Source organism: Sciscionella marina DSM 45152 (assembly GCF_000379465.1).
GTDB lineage: Bacteria > Actinomycetota > Actinomycetes > Mycobacteriales > Pseudonocardiaceae > Sciscionella > Sciscionella marina.
Window position 1 is genome coordinate 380,062 of sequence record NZ_KB905381.1, and the last position, 18,214, is coordinate 398,275.

The window sequence follows — 18,214 nt, forward strand, 5'->3', positions numbered from 1 at the left end:
GAAGAAACCGGCGCTCGCTCAGTCGCGCCGCAGGCCGTGTTCGATCTCCTCCAGGCTGCGGCCCTTGGTCTCCGGCACCACGAACCGCACGAACAACCACATCACCAGGCACAGCGCGGCGAAGATCCAGAACGTGGGGCGCGGGCCGATCGACTGCAACACCGGGAGGAAACTCAACGAGATCACGAAATTCATCGACCAGTTCATCACGAGCGTGATCCCCATGGCCTTGCCGCGCACCCGCAGCGGGTAGATCTCAGCGGGGATGACGAACACGATGGTGTCCACACTGACCGCGACCGCGGCGATGTAGGCGAGCAGGCCGGCGATCGCGAGCACGAGGCCGAACCCGGACAGGGTCCCGGTGGCGAGCACGAAACCGAGCACGATCAGCGCGGGAATCATGAAACCCAGTCCCCACAACAACAAGGGCCGTCGTCCGCTGCGATCGATCAGCGACATGCCGACCACGGTCATCACGACGTTGATCACCCCGACGCCGACCGTGGCCAGGATCGCGGCGCTGGCCCCGAGACCGGCATTCGTGAGGATCGTCGGCGCGTAGTAGATGACCGCGTTCACCCCGGTGAGCTGGGCGAGGAACTGGATGCCGAGCCCGACCAGCAGGGCGGGCCGCACGCTGCGCCCGGTGACCTGCCGCCAGCCGACCCGGCCCTGGGCCTTGGTGTCCCGGATCGCGGCGATCTCCTCCTCGACGGCGCGATCCACATCCTCGCCGGTGCGCAACCGGGCCAGTTCGGTGCGGGCCCGGTCCATCCGATCGTGCGCGATCAGCCAGCGCGGGGTCTCGGGCAGCACGCTCATCCCGGCGGCCAGCAGCGCGGCCGGGATGACCGCGAAGGCGAACATCCACCGCCAGCCCTCGATCTCGGAGAGCAGGTACCCGATGAGGTAACTGACCAGAATGCCGATGGTGATCATCAACTGGTTGAGGGTGACCAGCCGGCCGCGGATCGCGGGTGGGGCGATCTCGGCGATGAACAGCGGAACGAGCACCGAGGCCGCGCCCACGGAGACGCCGATGACCACGCGCGCGGCGATCAGGCTCGCCGCATCGGGCGAAAGGGCGGCGAACACTCCGCCGATCGCGAACACTCCGGATGCGGCGAGCACCGCGGGTTTGCGGCCGAACCGGTCGGCGAGCGGACCGGCCCCGACCGCGCCGAGGATCGCGCCCACCGCGAGCGCGCTGGCGATCATGCCCTGCTCGAGCGCGTCGAGCCCGAACTCGCGCTTGATGAAGATCAGCGAACTCGAGATGACCCCGGTGTCGTAGCCGAACAGCAGCCCGCCCACGGCCGCGGTCACCGAGGCGAGCAGCACCAACCTCGTCGCACGTGTTCCACTGGCCACCTGGGCACCTCCACCGAAAACAGTAACTATTACTTCGTCGTACAGTTGTAACTGTTACTGTTACACCGTACTCGCTCGCGGGCAAGTACCGGGACGGAGAACGCATGAATCAGCTAGGCATCGGCGTCGACGTCGGCGGCACCAAGATCGCCGCCGGGCTCGTGGACGCCACCGGCGCGGTGCACGCGCGAACCAGCCTGCCCACCCCGACCGATCGCGGCGGCCAGGGAGTGCTGGAGGGAATCGAACAGGCGGCGCGCGCGGTCGGCGTGGGCCGGGAGTTCACCGCGATCGGGGTCGGCACCGGGGGCGTGGTCGACGCGGCGACCGGCACGATCCGTTCGGCGACGGACCTGCTCCCCGGCTGGGCGGGCACCGAGGTGGGGCCTTGGCTGCGCGCCAGGTTCGGGGTCAAGGTCGCCGTGGACAACGATGTGAACGCGCTCGCCGCGGGGGAGTTGCGGTTCGGCACGGGCATCGCGGGGACCGTGCTGTACGCGGCGATCGGCACCGGGATCGGCGGCGCGCTGGTCGTGGACGGGCGGCTGCGCCACGGCAACCACCACACGGCGGGCGGGATCGGGCACATTCCGGTCGGCGGCAGCCGGTGCTGCTCCTGCGGCCGGGCCGGGCATCTCGAGGCCGCCGCGAGTGGTCCGGCGATCGCCGCGGCCTATCGGGAAGCGAGCGGGGACACCGGGATCGCGGACCTGCGCGAGGTGGCCCGGCGCGCCGCGGGCGGCGAGGAACTCGCGCGCACCGTGATCGGCACCGCCGCGGCCACCCTCGGGCGCGCCCTCGGCGGCGCGGCGAACCTGCTCGACCCGGACCAGGTGGTGCTCGGTGGCGGGGTCGTCCGGATGGAAGGGCCGTTCCTGGATCGGGTGCGCGAGGCCTTCGTGGCCGAACTGCTCGCCCCGCTGCGCCGGGTCGGGCTCGTCGCGGCCCGGCTCGGCGCGGACGCCTCGGTGATCGGGGCGGCCGCACTCGTACTCGGCGATAGTGAATAGGAGAACTGCGGTGACCACTCGAGACCTGCTCGCGCAGCTGCGCGGGCGGCTGATCGTGTCCTGCCAGGCGCGCGCGGGCAATCCGCTGCGGGACACCCCGACCATCGTGCGGATGGCGCGCGCGGCCGAGGCCGGTGGCGCCGCGGCGATCCGGTGCAACGGGCCGGGGGACATCGCGGCCGTGCGCGCCGGGATCGAACTGCCGGTGATCGGGTTGTGGAAGGACGAGAGCCTGCGCTCCCCGGAATCGGTGTTCATCACCCCCACCGTGGAACGCGCGCTCGGGATCGTGGACGCGGGCGCGCACATCGTGGCCGCGGACGGCACCGACCGGGAGCGCCCGAACGGGGAGAGCTTCGCCGATCTGGTGGCCGCGGTGCACGCGCGGGACGCGCTGGTGATGGCCGACGTGGCCACCGCGGCGGACGGGATCTTCGCCCAGCGCGCCGGTGCGGACTGTGTCGGGACCACGCTCTCCGGCTATACCGCGGAGACCGAGGGACAGGGCGACGGACCGGATCTGGAACTGCTCGGGAAGCTCGCCGCCGAGCTGACCGTCCCGGTGATCGCCGAGGGACGGCTGCACACCCCGGAACAGGTGCGCGCCGCCTTCGACCATGGCGCCTGGACCGCGGTCGTCGGTACCGCGATCACCGACCCGGCCTGGATCACCAGGAGTTTCGCCGCCGCGGTCCCGCAGCGTCCACAATGAACCGGTGACCGACTTCCCCGCAGGTGTCCGATCGCTGCTGCCCGCGTTGCCCGAGCTGCCGCGCACGGTCGCCCAGCTGTTGCTCGACGAACCGCACGCGTGCGCCGAGTACAGCCTCGGTGAGGTCGCCGAACGCGCGAACACCAGCGAGGCGACCGTGGCCCGGACCGCGCGGCTGCTCGGTTACCACGGCTACCGGCAACTGCGGATGGCACTGGTCGCGTATGCCGCCAAGGCCGGGGAACCCGAGGGCGAGCGGCTGTTCGGCCCGGTCAGCGCCGAGGACGAACTGCCGACCGTGATCGCGAAGCTCACCAGGGACGGGCAGGACTCGCTCGGGGACACCGCCTACGCCCTGGATGTGGACGCGCTGCGGCGCGCGGTCGAGCTGGTCGGCGCGGCGCGACGGGTGGACATCTACGGACTGATGACCTCCGGCCTGGTCGCCCAGGACCTCGCGCACAAGCTGCTGCGCATCGGGATCGCCGCGCAGGCGCACACCGAGATGCACGTGTCCATCACCAGCGCGCTGCAACTGCGCGGCGGGGATGTGGCCATCGGGATCAGCCACTCCGGCAACACCGCGGAGGTGATCGAACCGCTGCAGCGGGCCGCGGAGGCGGGCGCGGACACGATCGCGATCACCGGGAACGCGCAGTCGGCGATCACCGCGGTGGCCGGTGAGGTGCTGTTCGCCGCCGAGGGCCGGGGGACCGAACTGCCCCCGGTCTCGCTGTCCAGCCGGTTCAGCCAGCTGCTCGTGGTCGACTGCCTGTTCATCGGGATGGCCAAGGCCCGCAAGGGAAGCATCGAGGCGCTGCAGTCCTCCCTGGACGCGCTCGCCCCGAAACACCACCGCGGTGCGAAACACCAGGGTTGAGTACGGTGCTCGGTATGAGCACGCTGACCGACTGGTTCCACGCGAACGCGCACACGCTGGACACCCTCGACCCGGACGCGCCACTGGACGAGCTCGAACCGGTGCGCGAGATCATCGGCGACGCCGCGGTCGTGGCCCTCGGCGAGGGCGCGCACTTCGTGACGGAGTTCGACACGGCGCGGATCCGGCTGCTCCGCTTCCTGGTCGAGCGCTGCGGATTCACCATGCTCGCCGCCGAATACGGCTTCGCCACCGGGTTCGCCGCCGACGCCTGGGCGCACGGCGAGGGCGAGCCCGATGACCTCACCGCGATCGGCGGGCAGCTGGCCACCTGGGTCAACGGCGGATCGCTGCGCTGGCTGCGCGAGTACAACGCGCACGCGGAGCAGGCGATCGAGTTCGCCGGGGTGGACCTGCCGACCAGTTCCGCGCTGCGCACCGTGCTCGAACCGGTCGAGGCCTATCTCGGCCAGGCCGACCCGGAATCGCTGCCCAGGCTGCGCACCGCGCTCGCGTTCGCCGACCGGATCGGCGGCGGATCGGCCGTCTCGGCGACCACCGGATGGGGGCGGCTGCCCGAAACCGAGCAGGACGCGCTCACCGCGACGCTTTCCCGGCTGCTGCTGCGGTTCCGCGCGCTCGAGCCGCGCAGCATCGAACGCACCGGCCAGGCCGCCTATGATCTGGCCGCGCGCCACCTCGAGGCGGCCTGCGCGCTCGACTACACCTACTCCGCGATGCACGGCGTGCTCACCGGAAACCCGATGCCCGGGACTCCACTGTCCGGAGATACCGGGGTGCGGGACCGGTACATGGCCGAGTCCGTGCTGTGGCACCTGGACCGGCACCTGGACCACGCCGGGCCGGACGCGCGGATCCTGTTGCTGGCGCACAACTTCCACATTCAGAAGACCCCGGTACTGCACGAGGGCTTCTTTTCCGCGCTGCCCATGGGGCAGTTCCTCGCGGACGCGCTCGGGGACGAGTACCGGGCGATCGCACTGACCCACACCGGGGACAGCGTGCCCGAGATGACCCTCGGCGAAGGCGGTGACTCCGGCGAGGACAGCGGCGAAATCGGATTCTCCGCCGCACCCACCGAGATCGGCGCCCCGGCCGAGGGCACCCTCGAGGCCGAACTGTGCACCGCGGGCCTCGGCGCGGCGATCACCCTCACCGACCTGCGCGGGCTGCCCGAACCGATCGGAAAACTGCGTGCGCAGAGCGCTGTCACCGAGGCCCCGCTACCGGAGGCATTCGACGCGGTGCTCAGCACGCCCGGGGCGAGCCTGAACGGATAGGTGCTGTAGTCGTGGCGACAGACAGGTCGATCCCTGTCATCTACGATTCGCCTATGACGGAGATGTCGTTCACCGAGCGGGCCAACCAGCGCGGCGACGCGCTCTCGCCCGCGGAGCAGCGGGTGGTCGGTTATCTGCGCGAGCACGCACACGATGCGCTGTTCGCGACCGCCGAGCAGCTCGGCAAACTGACCGGGACCAGCGATGCCACCGTGGTGCGGACCGCGCGCACGCTGGGCTACTCCGGGCTCCCCGAGCTCAAGCAGCAGCTCGGCCGCTCGCTCGTGGACGAGGTGCGCCCCTCGGTGCGGCTGCGCCAGCGCATCGAGCACACCGGAAGCGATCACGAGGCGACCCTGCGGTATGTGTTCGCCGATGCCGCCGAACGGCTCGCCGAGACCAGGCGGATGGTCACCGCAGAGCAGCTGACCGAGGCGGTGGCGGCCATCGCGGGCGCGCGCGAGGTGTTCGCCTTCGGGGTCGGCCTCTCCGCGCTCTCCGCGCAGTACCTCGTCAAACGGCTCAACCGGCTCGGGCTGCGCGCCCATGACGGTTCCCAGGCCGGATTCCTGCTCGCCGACGAACTGTTGGCGGTCACCGGGGACAGCTGCGTCGTGCTCTACGCCCCCGGCAGGCTGCTCAACGAATGCGAGGTGCTGCTCGATCGCGCGGGCGAGGTCGGCGCGGACGTCGTGCTCGTCACCGACGCGCTCGCCCCGGTGCTGCGGGACCGGGTCCGGGTCTGCCTCGAAGCCGCGCACGCACCCGGTGGCGGCACCAGCGAATGCCTGGCCGCGCTCACCGTCACCGATGCCGTGCTGCTGGCGCTGGCCGCCCGGGACGAGCAGCGCGCCGAACAGACCTCGGAACTGCTGACCCGGTTCCGCGAACAGCTGGCGCCGGGCAGTATCGACCGGCAGAAACGCCGCCGCCGTTAGCGGTGCTCGGTTTGCCGGGCAGGTGAACGGAACGTACTGTGTCGGCTACGCACTAAGGGAATGACGACGACCGCGGCGACCCGTCCCAGGATGGGGAACGATTTCCCGCGCGCGTGCGAACTGCGCCAGAATCGTCCTGGCGCAGGCATGGTTGTCGCGCGTCTCCCTGCCGGTCTTGTTTCGAGAGGATTCCCATGCCCGATGGCGAGCTCGTGCCGCTGCCGCCCAAACCGCGCAAGCGCAAGGGTTTCCTCTTCGGTGCCACCGCCACCACCGTCATCGTGCTCGCCGGGGTCATCTTCCTGATCGCGAACGCGATGCTGCCCGCATCCAGCGAGGCGGACAGCAAGACCGTGCGGATCGGAGTGGCCGACGCGAGTTCGGAGTACTGGAAGCCGTTCACGAAACTGGCCGCGGACAAGGGGATCACCGTCCAGCTGGTCAATTTCGGCGATTACACCCAGGCCAATCCGGCCCTGTCCCAAGGGCAGATCGACCTGAACTCGTTCCAGCACCTGCTGTTCCTGGCGAACTACAACGTGTCCAAACAGGACAATCTCACGCCGGTGGCCTCGACCTACATCGTGCCGCTCTCGCTGTACTCCAAGAAGCACGGTGATCTCGCGCAGATTCCCGCGGGCGGCACCATCGCGATCCCCAACGACCCGACGAACCAGGCGCGAGCGCTGCTGCTGCTCCAGTCGGCGAAGCTGATCACCTTGCGCGGCGGGGGAAACGCCACCTCCACACCCGCGGACATCGACCAGTCTGCCTCCAGGGTCACCGTGACCCCGGTGGACGCGGCGCAGACGGTGACCTCGCTGCCCTCGGTGGACGCCGCGGTGGCCAACAACAACTTCGCCCTCGACGCGGACCTGGATCCCTCCAAGGCACTGTTCAGCGATGACCCCAAGAGCAAGAACGCCGAGCCGTACATCAACGTGCTCGTCGCGCGGGAACAGGACAAGGACAACCCGGTATTCCGGACGCTCGGCGAGATCTACCACGACCGGCAGGTGGTCGCGGAAACCCAGCGGGAATCCAAGGGAACCCAGCTGGACGTGCGGCGCCCGAGAGCCGATCTGGTGCGGATCATGAACCGCGTCGAAGGCGTACTGCGCCAGAACAATCACTAAGAGAGATTCCGTGGCACCCATCATCGAATTCAAGAACGTCACCAAGACGTTCACCGAATCCTCGACCCCGGTCACCGCGCTGGAGAACATCGACCTGCGCATCGAATCCGGCGAGATATTCGGCGTCATCGGGTATTCCGGTGCGGGCAAGAGCACCCTGGTCCGGTTGATCAACGCGCTCGAACCGGTCACCTCCGGGGAACTGATCGTGGACGGTGCCGACGTCGCCGGAATGCGCGAACGCGAGCTGCGCACACTGCGCGCGGGGATCGGCATGGTGTTCCAGCAATTCAACCTGCTGCGCTCGCGCACCGTTTTCGGCAATGTGGACTACGCGCTGCGGACCGCGGGCTGGGACAAACAGCGCCGCCGCGACCGCATCGAGGAACTGCTGAACTTCGTCGGCATCGTGGACAAAGCCTGGCACTATCCCGATCAGCTCTCCGGCGGGCAGAAACAGCGCGTCGGCATCGCGCGGGCACTGGCCACCAATCCGAAGATCCTGCTCGCCGACGAGTCCACCAGCGCGCTCGATCCGGAGACCACCGGGGATGTGCTGCGCCTGCTGAAACGGGTCAACGCCGAGCTGGGCGTGACCATCGTGGTGATCACGCACGAGATGGACGTGGTGCGCGAGATCGCGGACAGCGTCGCGGTGCTCGACGCGGGCGGGCTCGTGGAGACCGGCCCGGTGTTCGAGGTGTTCTCCCGGCCGCAGAGTCCGACCACCCGGCGGTTCGTGGAGACCGTGCTCCGCGATCAGCCCGAGGGCCTCGATCTGGAACGGATCCGCGAGCGGCACACCGGAAGACTGGTCACCGCGCGGGTGCGGGAGGGCGATCGACTCGGCAGCGTGCTCTCCGAGGCCGTCGGCAGGCACAACGTCCGCTTCGACATCGTCTACGGCGGCATCCAGGCCTTCGGCGGGCGCTCGCTCGGCGGGCTCACCCTCGAACTGCGCGGCGCGGACGCCGATGTGGACGCGCTGATCGCCGAACTGGCCACGACGACCGAGATCGAGGAACTGTCCGTATGAACGCCGACTGGGGCACACTCGGCCCGACCTTCCTGACCGCCATCGGACAGACCCTGTGGATGGTGCTCGTCACGATGCTCATCGGCGGGCTGCTCGGGCTGGTGCTCGGCATCCTGCTCTACACCACCCGGCGCGGCGGGCTGCTGGCCAACCGCGTGGTGTTCACCGTGCTGAACGTGCTGGTGAACATCATCCGGCCGATCCCGTTCATCATCTTCATCACCGCGATCGGCCCGCTGACCATCGCCGTGGTCGGCACTCAGCTCGGTACCACGGCGGCCACCTTCGCGCTGATCCTGGCCGCGATCTTCGGGATTTCCCGGATCGTGGAGCAGAACCTGGTGACCATCGACCCCGGCGTCATCGAGGCCGCGCGGGCGATGGGGGCGAGCCCGATGCGGATCATCCGCACCCTGCTGGTGCCCGAAGCGCTCGGCCCGCTGATCCTCGGCTACACCTTCATCTTCGTCGCGGTGGTGGACATGACCGCGGTCGCGGGCGCGGTCGGGGCGGGCGGCCTCGGCGATTTCGCGATCACCTACGGGTACCACCGGTTCAACTGGGTGGTCACCGGGATCGCCGTGGTCACCATCATCGTGCTCGTGCAGGCGGCCCAGTTCCTCGGCAACTGGCTGGCACGCAAAGCCCTGCGACGTTGAACAACGGCGCCGTCAGAGCTGGTGCGGGTACCCGATCGTGCTCGGGGCGTTGAAGGTCTCCTTGATCGCGCGCGGGCTCGTCCAGCGGGTGATGTTGTAAAGCGAACCGGCCTTGTCGTTGGTGCCGCTGGCCCGGGAACCGCCGAAGGGCTGGCGGGACACGATGGAACCGGTCGGCTTGTCGTTGACGTAGAAGTTGCCCGCCGCGTGCCGCAGCACCTCGTGCGCCTCGGTGATGGCCGCGCGGTCGGTGGCGAACACGGCCCCGGTGAGCGCGTACGGGCTGGTCTCGTCCACGGTGCGCAGGATCGAGGAGTAGTCCCGGTCCTCGTAGACGTGCACGGCGAGGATCGGCCCGAAGTACTCGGTGTGGAAGATCTCGTCCCGCGGGTCCGCGCCGAGCAGCACGGTCGGCTCCACGAAGTAGCCTTCTCTGTCCTCGCAGCCGCCGCCGCTGAGCACCTCGATGCCCGGGCTGGCCGCGGCCCTGCGCAGCGCGGCCTCGTGCTTGGCGTAGGCGCGCGCGTCGATCACCGCGCCGCCGAAATTGCCGAAGTCGGCCACATCCCCGTACCGCACCTGTTTGGTCAGGTCGGCGAGCTGATCACGGATTCCGTTGTGCCACAAGGACTTCGGCAGATAGGCGCGGGAGGCCGCGGAACATTTCTGGCCCTGGTACTCGAAAGCGCCGCGGACGAGGGCGGCGGGGATCGCGGCCGGATCCGCGGACGGGTGCACCACGATGAAGTCCTTGCCGCCGGTCTCTCCGACGATGCGCGGATAACAGCCGTAGCCGTCCAGATTGTCGCCGATAGTGCGCCACAACCGTTTGAAGGTGGCCGTGGAACCGGTGAAGTGCAGCCCGGCGAAGCCGGGATCGGGTAGCGCCACATCGGAGACCGCGGACCCGTCCCCGGTGACCAGGTTGATCACCCCCGGCGGCAGCCCGGCGGCTTCCAGCAGCCGCATCGTGTGGTGCGCGGCGAGCTGCTGGGTCGGCGTGGGTTTCCACACCACCGTGTTGCCCATCAGCGCGGGCGCGGTCGGCAGGTTCCCGGCGATCGCAGTGAAGTTGAACGGGGTGATGGCGGTAATGAAGCCGTCCAGCGGGCGGTACTCCATCCGGTTCCACTCCCCGGGGACCGAACGCGGCTGTTCGGCGAGCACCCGCCGGGCATAGGCCACGTTGAACCGCAGGAAGTCGATGAACTCGCAGGCCGCGTCGATCTCCGCCTGCTGCACCGATTTCGACTGACCGAGCATGGTGGCCGCGTTGATCGTGTCGCGCCACGGACCGGCGAGCAGATCCGCGGCGCGCAGCAGCACGGCGGCCCGCTCGTCGAAGGGAGTGCGCGCCCAGTCGCCCGCGGCCCGCTTCGCCGCGGCGACGGCCTCGGTCACGTCCGTGTTCGTGGCCTGTGCGCTGGTGCCGAGCACGTGCCGATGCTCGTGCGGGGCGACCACATCGAAGCGGTCCCCGCCGCCCATGCGTTCCCGGCCGTCGATCGTCATGGTCAGCTCGACCCGCTGCGCGGAGAGCCGGGCGAGCGCGCCGGACAGGGACTCGCGCTCGGCGCTTCCCGGCCCGTAGCCGAGCACCGGCTCGTTGACCGGCTCTGGAACCGAAGTCACCGCGTCCATCGTGCCTCCAAGGGTCGTGTCCTCACTCCCATGGAAGCACTGTGACCCTCAGCTGGCCAACGCGCCGATCCGGCGCACCGTCTCCGCGCGGCCGAGCACCCGGGTGATCGAGTGCAGATCGGGGCTGCGGGTGGAACCGGTGATCGCCACCCGGAACAGCTGCGCGCACTCTCGGATGGACCCCGGATAGGCGTCCGGGTCCTTCTTGTACTCCTTGGCGTTACGTGCGAATCCGTGTTTCGCGGCGAGCGCGCGGATCTGGCCGAACCACTCGTCGGTGTCCTCGTGGTGCGCATAGTCCTCGAGGAATTCGGTGATCATCGTGCGCACCAGCGCGGGATCCACGCCGAGCGGGGCGACCCGCTCATCGCCTGCCCCGGAAAGCGGGGTGAACAGTTCGGGGAAGAAGAACCCGTAGACCGCGCGGAACTCGCTCCACTTCTTGAGGTCCTTGCGCGGGTTCTCCACGCCCTCGCGTTCCACCGAGAGCGCGCCGAGGGCCAGTTCGGATTCCGTGTCCAGGGTCGCGGCGAGCTCCGGATCGAACTCGGCGGCCCAGGTCCGGACCGCGTCCAGGATCTCCGCACCGGTGAGCGTGGCGATGTGGTCGCCCGCGATGTCGTCCAGCTTGACCAGGTCCACCAGCGCGCCCGCCGCGCCGAACTCGTCCAGCCGCAGCGGTTCGGCCATCGCCTCGTCCAGCGGCAGCTCGGCCAGCCGCCCGTTGGCCAGTCCGCGCAGGTAGTACAGCACCGCCTTGGCCGGGTAACCGGACTCGAAGTAGAAGTCGACCGAGGCCTCCGGATCCTTGCGCTTGGACAGCTTGCGCTTGTTCCCGTTCTCCTGCTTGAGCAGCGGGGCGATATGCGCGTAGCGGACCTGGTCGAAGCCGAGCGCGTCGAACAACTGCAGGTGCACCGGTACCGAGGAGATCCACTCGTCGCCGCGCACCACCAGGCTCACCCGCATCAGGTGGTCGTCCACCGCGTGCGCGAAGTGATAAGTGGGCAGCCGGGGGGACTGCGCGGAGCTCTTCAGGATCACCACGTCGTTGCGGTTCGCCTCGTGTTCCAGCGTGCCGCGGATCGCGTCGGTGAACCGGATGCGTTCCCCGGTGTCGTCCGGGGCACGGAACCGCACCACATAGGGCTCCCCGGCGTCGAGCTTGGCCTGGACCGCCTCCGGGTCCGCGTCCCGCCAGATCGCCCAGGATCCGTAGTAACCGGTGGGCAGCTTCACCGCCTGCTGCTTCGCGGTGATCTCGGCCAGCTCCTCCTTGGTGGCGAAGTCCAGGTAGGCCTTGCCCTCGCGGAGCAGTTCGCGCACGTAGCCGAGGTAGATCCGCTCCCGCTCGGACTGCCGGTAGGGGCCGTAGTCGCCGCCCTGCTCGCTGTCCTCATCGGCGCGCAGGTCGAAGTAGTCGAAGGCGCGGCCGAACTGGTCGAGCGCGCCCGCGACCTCGCGGGACTGGTCGGTGTCCTCCACCCGCACCAGGTAGCGGCCACCGGAACGGCGCGCGAGGTCCTTGTCCACGTTCGCCACGTAGACGCCGCCGATGTGCACGAACCCGGTCGGGGAGGGTCCGAACCGGGTGACCAGTGCGCCCTCGGGGAGTTCGCGCGCCGGGTAGCGCTGTTCCCAGTATTCGGGCTCGGGCAGATCCGAGGGGAAAAGGGCGTCGATAACGGCACGGTCCATACCGGAAAGTCTAACGGGGTGACCACGGTCACAGCTGGAATTCCTACGTCGATCTGCACGTTAGTTGACAGTAGTTGACTCAAGTCTTGAGTTTTCGCAGTTGGTGGATGATCCCGAGGAGGGAAGATGCCAGGCTTTTACGGCAATGGACCGGCGAACGGCCAGTACGGCTCCTTTGACGACTTCCTTGCCCGGCTGCTCGGCGCGGGTTCGACACCCGGCGAGGAGCGGGTGCATCGGGTCGATCTGACCAGCCTGATGACCGAGCGGGCCCAGGAACTGCTCGCCGACGCGGCGGCACTCGCCGTGCAGCGCGGGAACACCGATCTGGACGCGCTGCACCTCGCACTCGCCGCAACCCGCGCGGCCGAGACCGCCGACCTGATCAAGGGTTCCGGGACGGATCCGGCCCAGCTCGCCGAGCGGTTCGAGGCGGCACTGCCGGGCAGGCAGACCGAGACCGAGCAGCCGCCCGCCCTGACCACCGCGGCCAAGCGGACGCTGCTGGGCGCGCATCAGATCGCGCGCGCCACCCAGTCCAATTATATCGGCCCCGAGCACATCTTGTTCGCGCTCGCCGCGGACGAGAACTCGGCCACCGGCAGGCTGTTTCACGCCGCGGGGGTGCACCCGCGCGGGTTCGGCCAGCCCCAGGGGCAGGGACCGGCGCAACAGGAGAGCAAGACCCCGCAGCTGGACGAGTACGGCACCGATCTGACCGAGCGGGCGCGCGCGGGCGAGCTCGACCCGGTGATCGGGCGCGCCGAGGAGGTCGAGCAGACCATCGAGGTGCTTTCCCGGCGCACCAAGAACAACCCGGTGCTGATCGGGGAGGCCGGGGTCGGCAAGACCGCCATCGTGGAGGGCATCGCGGCCCGCATCGTGGACGGCTCGGTGCCCGCGCCCCTGGCGGGCAAACGGATCGTGGCCCTGGACATCTCCAGCATGCTCTCCGGCGCCCGCTACCGCGGTGACTTCGAGGAGCGGATGAACAAGGTGATCGCCGAGATCGTCGCCGCTGAGGGCGAGGTGATCGTGTTCATCGATGAGCTGCACACGATCGTCGGCGCGGGCGGTGCCGAGGGCGCCGTGGACGCGGGCAACATGCTCAAGCCCCGGCTGGCCCGCGGTGAGCTGCACGTGGTCGGCGCGACGACGCTGGACGAGTACCGCAAGAACATCGAGAAGGACGCGGCACTCGAGCGCCGGTTCGCTCCCGTGCATGTCGGCGAGCCGAGCGTGCCGGACACCGTGGCGATCCTGACCGGGTTGCGCGAGCGTTACGAGCAGCACCACTCGGTGCGTTACACCGAAGAGGCCGTGCTCGCCGCGGCGCAGCTCTCCGACCGGTACGTGACCGACCGGTTCCTCCCGGACAAGGCCATCGATCTGCTCGACCAGGCGGGCGCCCGGGTGCGGTTGCGCGCACTCGCCAACGGGCAGACCGGTGGCGCCAGCGTCGAGGAGCTCGAACGGGAGAAGGACCGTGCGGTGCGCGAGGAACGCTACGAGGACGCCTCGACGCTGCGGGACCAGATCAGTGTGCTCGAATCGGACGGGCGTTCGCGAACAGTGCTCACGGTCGAGGACACCGATATCGCCGAGGTGGTCTCGCGGGCGACCGGCATCCCGGTCAGCCAGCTCACCGAGACCGAGAAGACCAGGCTGCGCAACCTGGAGGCGGAACTGCACCAGCGGGTGATCGGCCAGGACGACGCGGTGAACTCGCTCGCCAGGTCGGTGCGCCGATCCCGCAGCGGGCTCGGCGATCCGAACCGCCCGGTCGGCAGCTTCCTGTTCCTCGGACCGACCGGGGTCGGCAAGACCGAGCTGGCCAAGGCGCTGGCCGCGGCCCTGTTCGGGGACGCGGACCGGATGGTGCGGCTGGACATGAGCGAGTTCGGTGAGCGGCACACCGCTTCCCGGCTGGTCGGCGCGCCTCCCGGCTACGTCGGCTACGGCGAGGCGGGCGAACTCACCGAGGCGGTGCGCAGGCGCCCCTACTCGGTCGTGCTGCTCGACGAGATCGAGAAGGCGCACCCGGATGTGTTCAACACCCTGCTGCAGCTGCTCGACGACGGGCGGATGACCGATGGTCAGGGCAGGACCGTGGACTTCTCCAACACGGTGCTGATCATGACCTCCAACCTCGGCTCGGAGATCATCTCCAGCAGGGGAGGGGCACTCGGGTTCCGCCCGGAGTCCGAGGACCAGCAATCGCTGCGCGACCGGCTGATGGGCAAGCTGCGCGAATCGTTCCGTCCGGAGTTCCTCAACCGGATCGACGAGGTCGTGGTCTTCCGGCGGCTCGACACCGGCCAGCTGCACACGATCACCGGACTGCTGCTGCAGGACACCCGGGACCGGCTGGCGGGGCTCGGTATCGGCGTGGAATTCGACGAGTCGGCCGTTTCCTGGCTCGCCGAGCACGGCCACCAGCCCGAGTTCGGGGCGCGGCCGTTGCGCAGGACCATCCAGCAACAGGTGGACGATGCCATCGCCGACCTGCTCGTGGATGGCGAACTCGATGAGGGCCAGCGGGTCGAGGTGTCCGCGGTGAACGGCGAACTGCGGTTCACCGTCGCGGATCCGGTCCCGGCCTGAGTCACGCCTTCGGCGCCGGGAGCCCGCCTCGCATGAGTGCGGCTCCCGGCGCCGAGGTCTGTTCGGCGGCGAACCGCTGCGCGTCCGCCTCCTCCACACAGCGACCGGCGTCCAGCACGGCGATCCGGTCGGCGAACGGCAGCAGGGTGTCCAGGTCGTGCCCGATGAGCAGCAGGGTGGTTTCGCTGCGTTCGGCCGCCGCGGTCAGTACCCGCAGCAACCGGGTGGTGCTTGCCGGGTCGAGGCCCGAGGTGATCTCGTCGCACACCAGCAGCCGCGGCCGCGCGAGCAGGGCCCGCGCCAGGGCACACCGCTGCAACTGCCCACCGGACAGCGAGCGCGGTGGGCGTTCGGCGGCCGCGGGGTCCACGCCGAGCTCGCCGAGCAGCCCGGCGGCCTCCTCCCGGGCGTGTGTCCGGCTCGCGCCACGCAGCCACCGCGCGGTCGCGGCGATCTGGCCGAGTGTCCCGGAGTTCTCGGCGAACGAGGCGCGGCTGTCCTGGTGCACGTACTGGATGGCGCGGCGCAGTGCGGTTTCCCGTTTGCCCGCCACCGTGGGGACCGGTTTCCCATCAAGGGTCACCGTGCCGCGCGCGCCGGTCAGCCCGGCCAGCACCCGGCCGAGCGTTGTCTTGCCCGCCCCGGAGGCGCCGAGCAGCACCGTGGTCGCCCCGGCGGGCACGGTGAGTTCGAGATCGGTGAGAATGCCCGGCACCCGCAGCCCGCGCACCTCGAGCGCCGCGCCGCGCGTGCGCGGCCGCGGGACCGGTGCCGGTTCGCTGGTCAGTTCCCGGGTCTTGGCCGCGCGAGGGGCGCGTAGCAGGTTCCCGGCCGGGCCGTGTTCGATCAATTTTCCGCCGTCGAGCACGGCGATCTCGTCCGCGAGGGCGCGCACCGCGGCGCGGTCGTGGGTGAGCAGCAGCAGCGCCTTACCCGATTCGGTGAGCAGCCGCAGCCGGTCGAGCAGGTCTGCCTTGGTGCCCGGATCCAGCCCGGTGGTCGGTTCGTCCAGCACCAGCAGGCCCGGCGCGCAGACCAGGGTCGTGGCCAGCGCCATCCGCTGCTGCTGGCCACCGGAGAGCCGATGCGGATGGCGGCGGGCCAGTCCGGGTTCCAGTCCCGCGTCCCGCAGCGCAACCGTGACGGTGTTCGCGCGGTCGGTCCGGCCGCGGTTCCGGATCCCGGCCAGTTCGCGCAGTACCGGGCCGCAGCGGCGGACCGGATCCAGCACGCTCGCGGGATCCTGCGGCAGATGCCCGAGCGCCCTGGCCCGGGCCCGTACGCGCTCGGAGGTGTTGTGGTGCAACAATTCCGTGCCCGATACCCGCACGCTTCCGGTCAACCGCACCCCGTTCGCGGCCTCGCCGAGCGCGGCAAGGCCGAGCGTGGTCTTCCCGCTGCCGGACTCACCGAGCACCGCGAGCACCGAACCCTCTTGCACATCAAGGGAAATCCCGCTCAACAGTTCGTGTTCTCCCGCGCTCGCGCCGAGATCGGTGAGTTCGAGCAGAGTCATCGCAGCCTCGCCAGGTAACGGTCGACGGTGAGGTTGGCGCCCACGCACAGCATCGCCAGCAGCGCGGCAGGCACCAGCACGGCCAGCGGCTGGGAGAACAGCGCGGTCGCATTGCGCTCGATGACCACGGCCCAGTCCGGGGCGGAACCGGGCAGCCCGAGCCCGAGGAAATTCGCCGAGGCCAGCAGGTAGAGCACGATGCCGAGCCGGGTCCCGGCATCGGTGGCGACCGGGCCGAGCGCGGAGCGGGCGACGTAGCCGAACTGGATCCGCCACCACGGCATCCCCTGCAGATACATCGCCTCGACCGCGGTGCGGCAGCCGGGAGCGAGCGCGGCGGCCCGCACGATCCGGGTCACCGCGGGCAGTTGCAGCACCGCGGCGGCCACGATCAGGGTTGCCGGTTCCCGGTGCCCAGCCGCCGCGAGCACCATGAGCACCAGCAGCCCGGGGAAGGCGAGCAGGATGTCGAGCACCCGCAGCACCGCCTCGTCCGTACCCCGGCGCCGCCTGCTCGCCGCGAACAGGCCGAGCGGCACCCCGAGGAGATAGGCGAGCAGCAGCGCGGCCAGGGTCATCCCGGCCACCGAGGTGCCGCCGGAGAACACCAGCGCCAGCACATCCCTGCCGAGCGCGTCGGTGCCGAGCGGGTGCCCGTTTTCCGGGCCCAGCAGCGGATCCGCCTCCGGTGCCGCGTTCAGCGGGAGGAGAGGGCCGAATACGGCGAGCACGAGCGGGATAGCCGGCAGCAGGATTCTCAGCACGCCGCACGCTCCCGCTGTGGGGTGAAGCGGTGCGCGAGCAGATCGCCGAGCAGATTCACCGTGATGATCAGGATGGCGAAGACGAGCACATACCCTTGCACGGCAGGGAAATCCCGGTTCTGTACCGCCTCGATGAACCCGGTGCCGAGGCCACGCACGGAGAACAGCGTCTCAACCACCAGTGCCCCGGAGAACAGGCCCTCGATCGTGCGCGCCGACTGCTGGATCAGCGGGGCGAGCGCGTTCGGCAGCACGTGGCGCAGCAGCACCGTGCGTTCGTCGAGCCCGAGCAGCCGCAGATGCCGGGCACTCGGGCTTCCCGAATGGGCCGCGACCCCGATGCGCACCTGGCGGGCGAGATCGCCGAGCTGGGCGCCGAGCAACACGGTCACCGGGAGTACCAGAACCGCGGGCTGGGCGAGCAAACCGATCCCGTCCGCCCCGACGGTCGTGGCCGGGAACAGTCCCGTGTAGACGGAGAAGGCCGCGACCACCAGCAGGCCGAGTACGAATTCCGGGATCGCGTGCAGCCCGACGGTGACCGCGGAAAGCAGCCGGTCGGTCCGGGATCCCTCGCGCAGCCCGCTGGTCACCCCGACCGCTGCGGCGAGCGGGAACAGCACGGCCATGGCCAGCCCGGTGAGGATCGCGGTGCTCGCGAACCGCTGCGCGAGTTCGGTGCTCACCGGAACCCCGGTGACCAGCGAACGGCCCAGGTCGCCGGAGAACAGGGCGCCGAGCCAGTCGCCGAACCGCTGGGGAAGCGGCCGGTCCAGCCCGAGCTGATCACGCAGCACGGCCAGTTCCTCCGCGCTCGCCCGCTCCCCGCCGATCACCGCGGCCGCGTCCCCGGGAAGCAGCGCGGTGAGCCCGAATGCGGCGAGCAGCACCACGGCGAGCTGACCGACTGCGACGGCGAACCGGGTCAGCAGGAACCGCACCGGT

At 69.9% G+C, this 18,214-nt stretch carries 15 protein-coding genes; 9 read left to right on the plus strand and 6 right to left on the minus strand.

The features are described 5' to 3' along the window. Positions 1-18: 18 nt before the first annotated feature. The gene (locus A37U_RS0107735; protein WP_026196968.1) at positions 19-1,374 is read right to left on the minus strand and encodes a sugar porter family MFS transporter; all 1,356 of its coding nucleotides are present in this window, start codon (positions 1,372-1,374) and stop codon (positions 19-21) included. Between the two features lie 104 nt (positions 1,375-1,478). Between A37U_RS0107735 and A37U_RS0107740 the strand changes: the two genes are divergently transcribed. From A37U_RS0107740 to A37U_RS0107775, 8 genes are all read left to right on the plus strand, one after another. After that, entirely contained in the window at positions 1,479-2,384 is a 906-nt protein-coding gene (locus A37U_RS0107740) for an ROK family protein (RefSeq protein ID WP_020496054.1), read from the plus strand. Between the two features lie 10 nt (positions 2,385-2,394). Continuing rightward, positions 2,395-3,096, plus strand: coding sequence for an N-acetylmannosamine-6-phosphate 2-epimerase (locus tag A37U_RS0107745; protein ID WP_020496055.1), 702 nt, complete (start codon positions 2,395-2,397; stop codon positions 3,094-3,096). 4 nt (positions 3,097-3,100) lie between these two features. Further along, positions 3,101-3,976: a MurR/RpiR family transcriptional regulator gene (locus A37U_RS0107750; protein ID WP_020496056.1), complete on the plus strand. Its 876-nt coding sequence runs from the start codon at positions 3,101-3,103 to the stop codon at positions 3,974-3,976. 14 nt (positions 3,977-3,990) lie between these two features. Continuing rightward, positions 3,991-5,277 carry an erythromycin esterase family protein gene (locus tag A37U_RS0107755; protein ID WP_020496057.1) on the plus strand — a complete coding sequence of 429 codons (1,287 nt, stop codon included), beginning with the start codon at positions 3,991-3,993 and terminating at the stop codon, positions 5,275-5,277. A gap of 53 nt (positions 5,278-5,330) precedes the next feature. Beyond that, positions 5,331-6,215 carry a MurR/RpiR family transcriptional regulator gene (locus tag A37U_RS0107760; RefSeq protein ID WP_020496058.1) on the plus strand — a complete coding sequence of 295 codons (885 nt, stop codon included), beginning with the start codon at positions 5,331-5,333 and terminating at the stop codon, positions 6,213-6,215. Positions 6,216-6,409: 194 nt separating this feature from the next. Then, entirely contained in the window at positions 6,410-7,351 is a 942-nt protein-coding gene (locus A37U_RS0107765; RefSeq protein ID WP_020496059.1) for a MetQ/NlpA family ABC transporter substrate-binding protein, read from the plus strand. A gap of 10 nt (positions 7,352-7,361) precedes the next feature. Next, a complete protein-coding gene (locus A37U_RS0107770; protein WP_020496060.1) occupies positions 7,362-8,387 on the plus strand; it encodes a methionine ABC transporter ATP-binding protein in 1,026 nt (341 codons plus the stop codon). Continuing rightward, on the plus strand, positions 8,384-9,046 hold the full coding sequence (locus tag A37U_RS0107775) for a methionine ABC transporter permease (protein WP_020496061.1): 663 nt from the start codon (positions 8,384-8,386) through the stop codon (positions 9,044-9,046). The genes A37U_RS0107770 and A37U_RS0107775 overlap by 4 nt, the downstream gene beginning before the upstream one ends. Before the next feature lie 12 nt (positions 9,047-9,058). Here the strand turns inward: A37U_RS0107775 and pruA are convergent, their stop codons facing one another. Both pruA and A37U_RS0107785 read right to left on the minus strand, forming a co-directional pair. Beyond that, positions 9,059-10,687, minus strand: coding sequence for an L-glutamate gamma-semialdehyde dehydrogenase (gene pruA / locus A37U_RS0107780; RefSeq protein WP_020496062.1), 1,629 nt, complete (start codon positions 10,685-10,687; stop codon positions 9,059-9,061). A gap of 48 nt (positions 10,688-10,735) precedes the next feature. Then, positions 10,736-12,385: a glutamate--tRNA ligase gene (locus A37U_RS0107785; protein WP_020496063.1), complete on the minus strand. Its 1,650-nt coding sequence runs from the start codon at positions 12,383-12,385 to the stop codon at positions 10,736-10,738. 126 nt (positions 12,386-12,511) lie between these two features. On the opposite strand from A37U_RS0107785, the gene A37U_RS0107790 reads away from it, so the two are divergent. Continuing rightward, positions 12,512-14,989 (plus strand): ATP-dependent Clp protease ATP-binding subunit, encoded by a 2,478-nt coding sequence (locus tag A37U_RS0107790; protein ID WP_020496064.1) that lies wholly within the window; start codon positions 12,512-12,514, stop codon positions 14,987-14,989. A 1-nt stretch (position 14,990) separates the two neighbouring features. Here the strand turns inward: A37U_RS0107790 and A37U_RS0107795 are convergent, their stop codons facing one another. The 3 genes from A37U_RS0107795 to A37U_RS0107805 are packed head-to-tail and all read right to left on the minus strand — an operon-like array spanning position 14,991 to position 18,210. After that, entirely contained in the window at positions 14,991-16,505 is a 1,515-nt protein-coding gene (locus A37U_RS0107795; protein WP_020496065.1) for an ABC transporter ATP-binding protein, read from the minus strand. Continuing rightward, positions 16,502-17,269, minus strand: a complete 768-nt coding sequence (locus tag A37U_RS0107800; RefSeq protein ID WP_020496066.1) for an ABC transporter permease — start codon at positions 17,267-17,269, stop codon at positions 16,502-16,504. Before A37U_RS0107800 ends, A37U_RS0107795 begins: the two co-directional genes overlap by 4 nt. Continuing rightward, the gene (locus A37U_RS0107805; RefSeq protein WP_020496067.1) at positions 17,263-18,210 is read right to left on the minus strand and encodes an ABC transporter permease; all 948 of its coding nucleotides are present in this window, start codon (positions 18,208-18,210) and stop codon (positions 17,263-17,265) included. Before A37U_RS0107805 ends, A37U_RS0107800 begins: the two co-directional genes overlap by 7 nt. Positions 18,211-18,214 lie beyond the last annotated feature (4 nt).

Excerpts from the sequence above, each read along its gene's own strand:
- A37U_RS0107740 (WP_020496054.1), top strand. The coding sequence starts at position 1,479 with ATGAATCAGCTAGGCATCGGCGTCGACGTCGGCGGCACCAAGATCGCC.
- A37U_RS0107755 (WP_020496057.1), top strand. The coding sequence starts at position 3,991 with ATGAGCACGCTGACCGACTGGTTCCACGCGAACGCGCACACGCTGGAC.
- A37U_RS0107760 (WP_020496058.1), top strand. The coding sequence starts at position 5,331 with ATGACGGAGATGTCGTTCACCGAGCGGGCCAACCAGCGCGGCGACGCG.
- A37U_RS0107765 (WP_020496059.1), top strand. The coding sequence starts at position 6,410 with ATGCCCGATGGCGAGCTCGTGCCGCTGCCGCCCAAACCGCGCAAGCGC.
- A37U_RS0107775 (WP_020496061.1), top strand. The coding sequence starts at position 8,384 with ATGAACGCCGACTGGGGCACACTCGGCCCGACCTTCCTGACCGCCATC.
- pruA (WP_020496062.1), bottom strand. The coding sequence starts at position 10,687 with ATGGACGCGGTGACTTCGGTTCCAGAGCCGGTCAACGAGCCGGTGCTC.
- A37U_RS0107785 (WP_020496063.1), bottom strand. The coding sequence starts at position 12,385 with ATGGACCGTGCCGTTATCGACGCCCTTTTCCCCTCGGATCTGCCCGAG.
- A37U_RS0107790 (WP_020496064.1), top strand. The coding sequence starts at position 12,512 with ATGCCAGGCTTTTACGGCAATGGACCGGCGAACGGCCAGTACGGCTCC.
- A37U_RS0107795 (WP_020496065.1), bottom strand. The coding sequence starts at position 16,505 with ATGACTCTGCTCGAACTCACCGATCTCGGCGCGAGCGCGGGAGAACAC.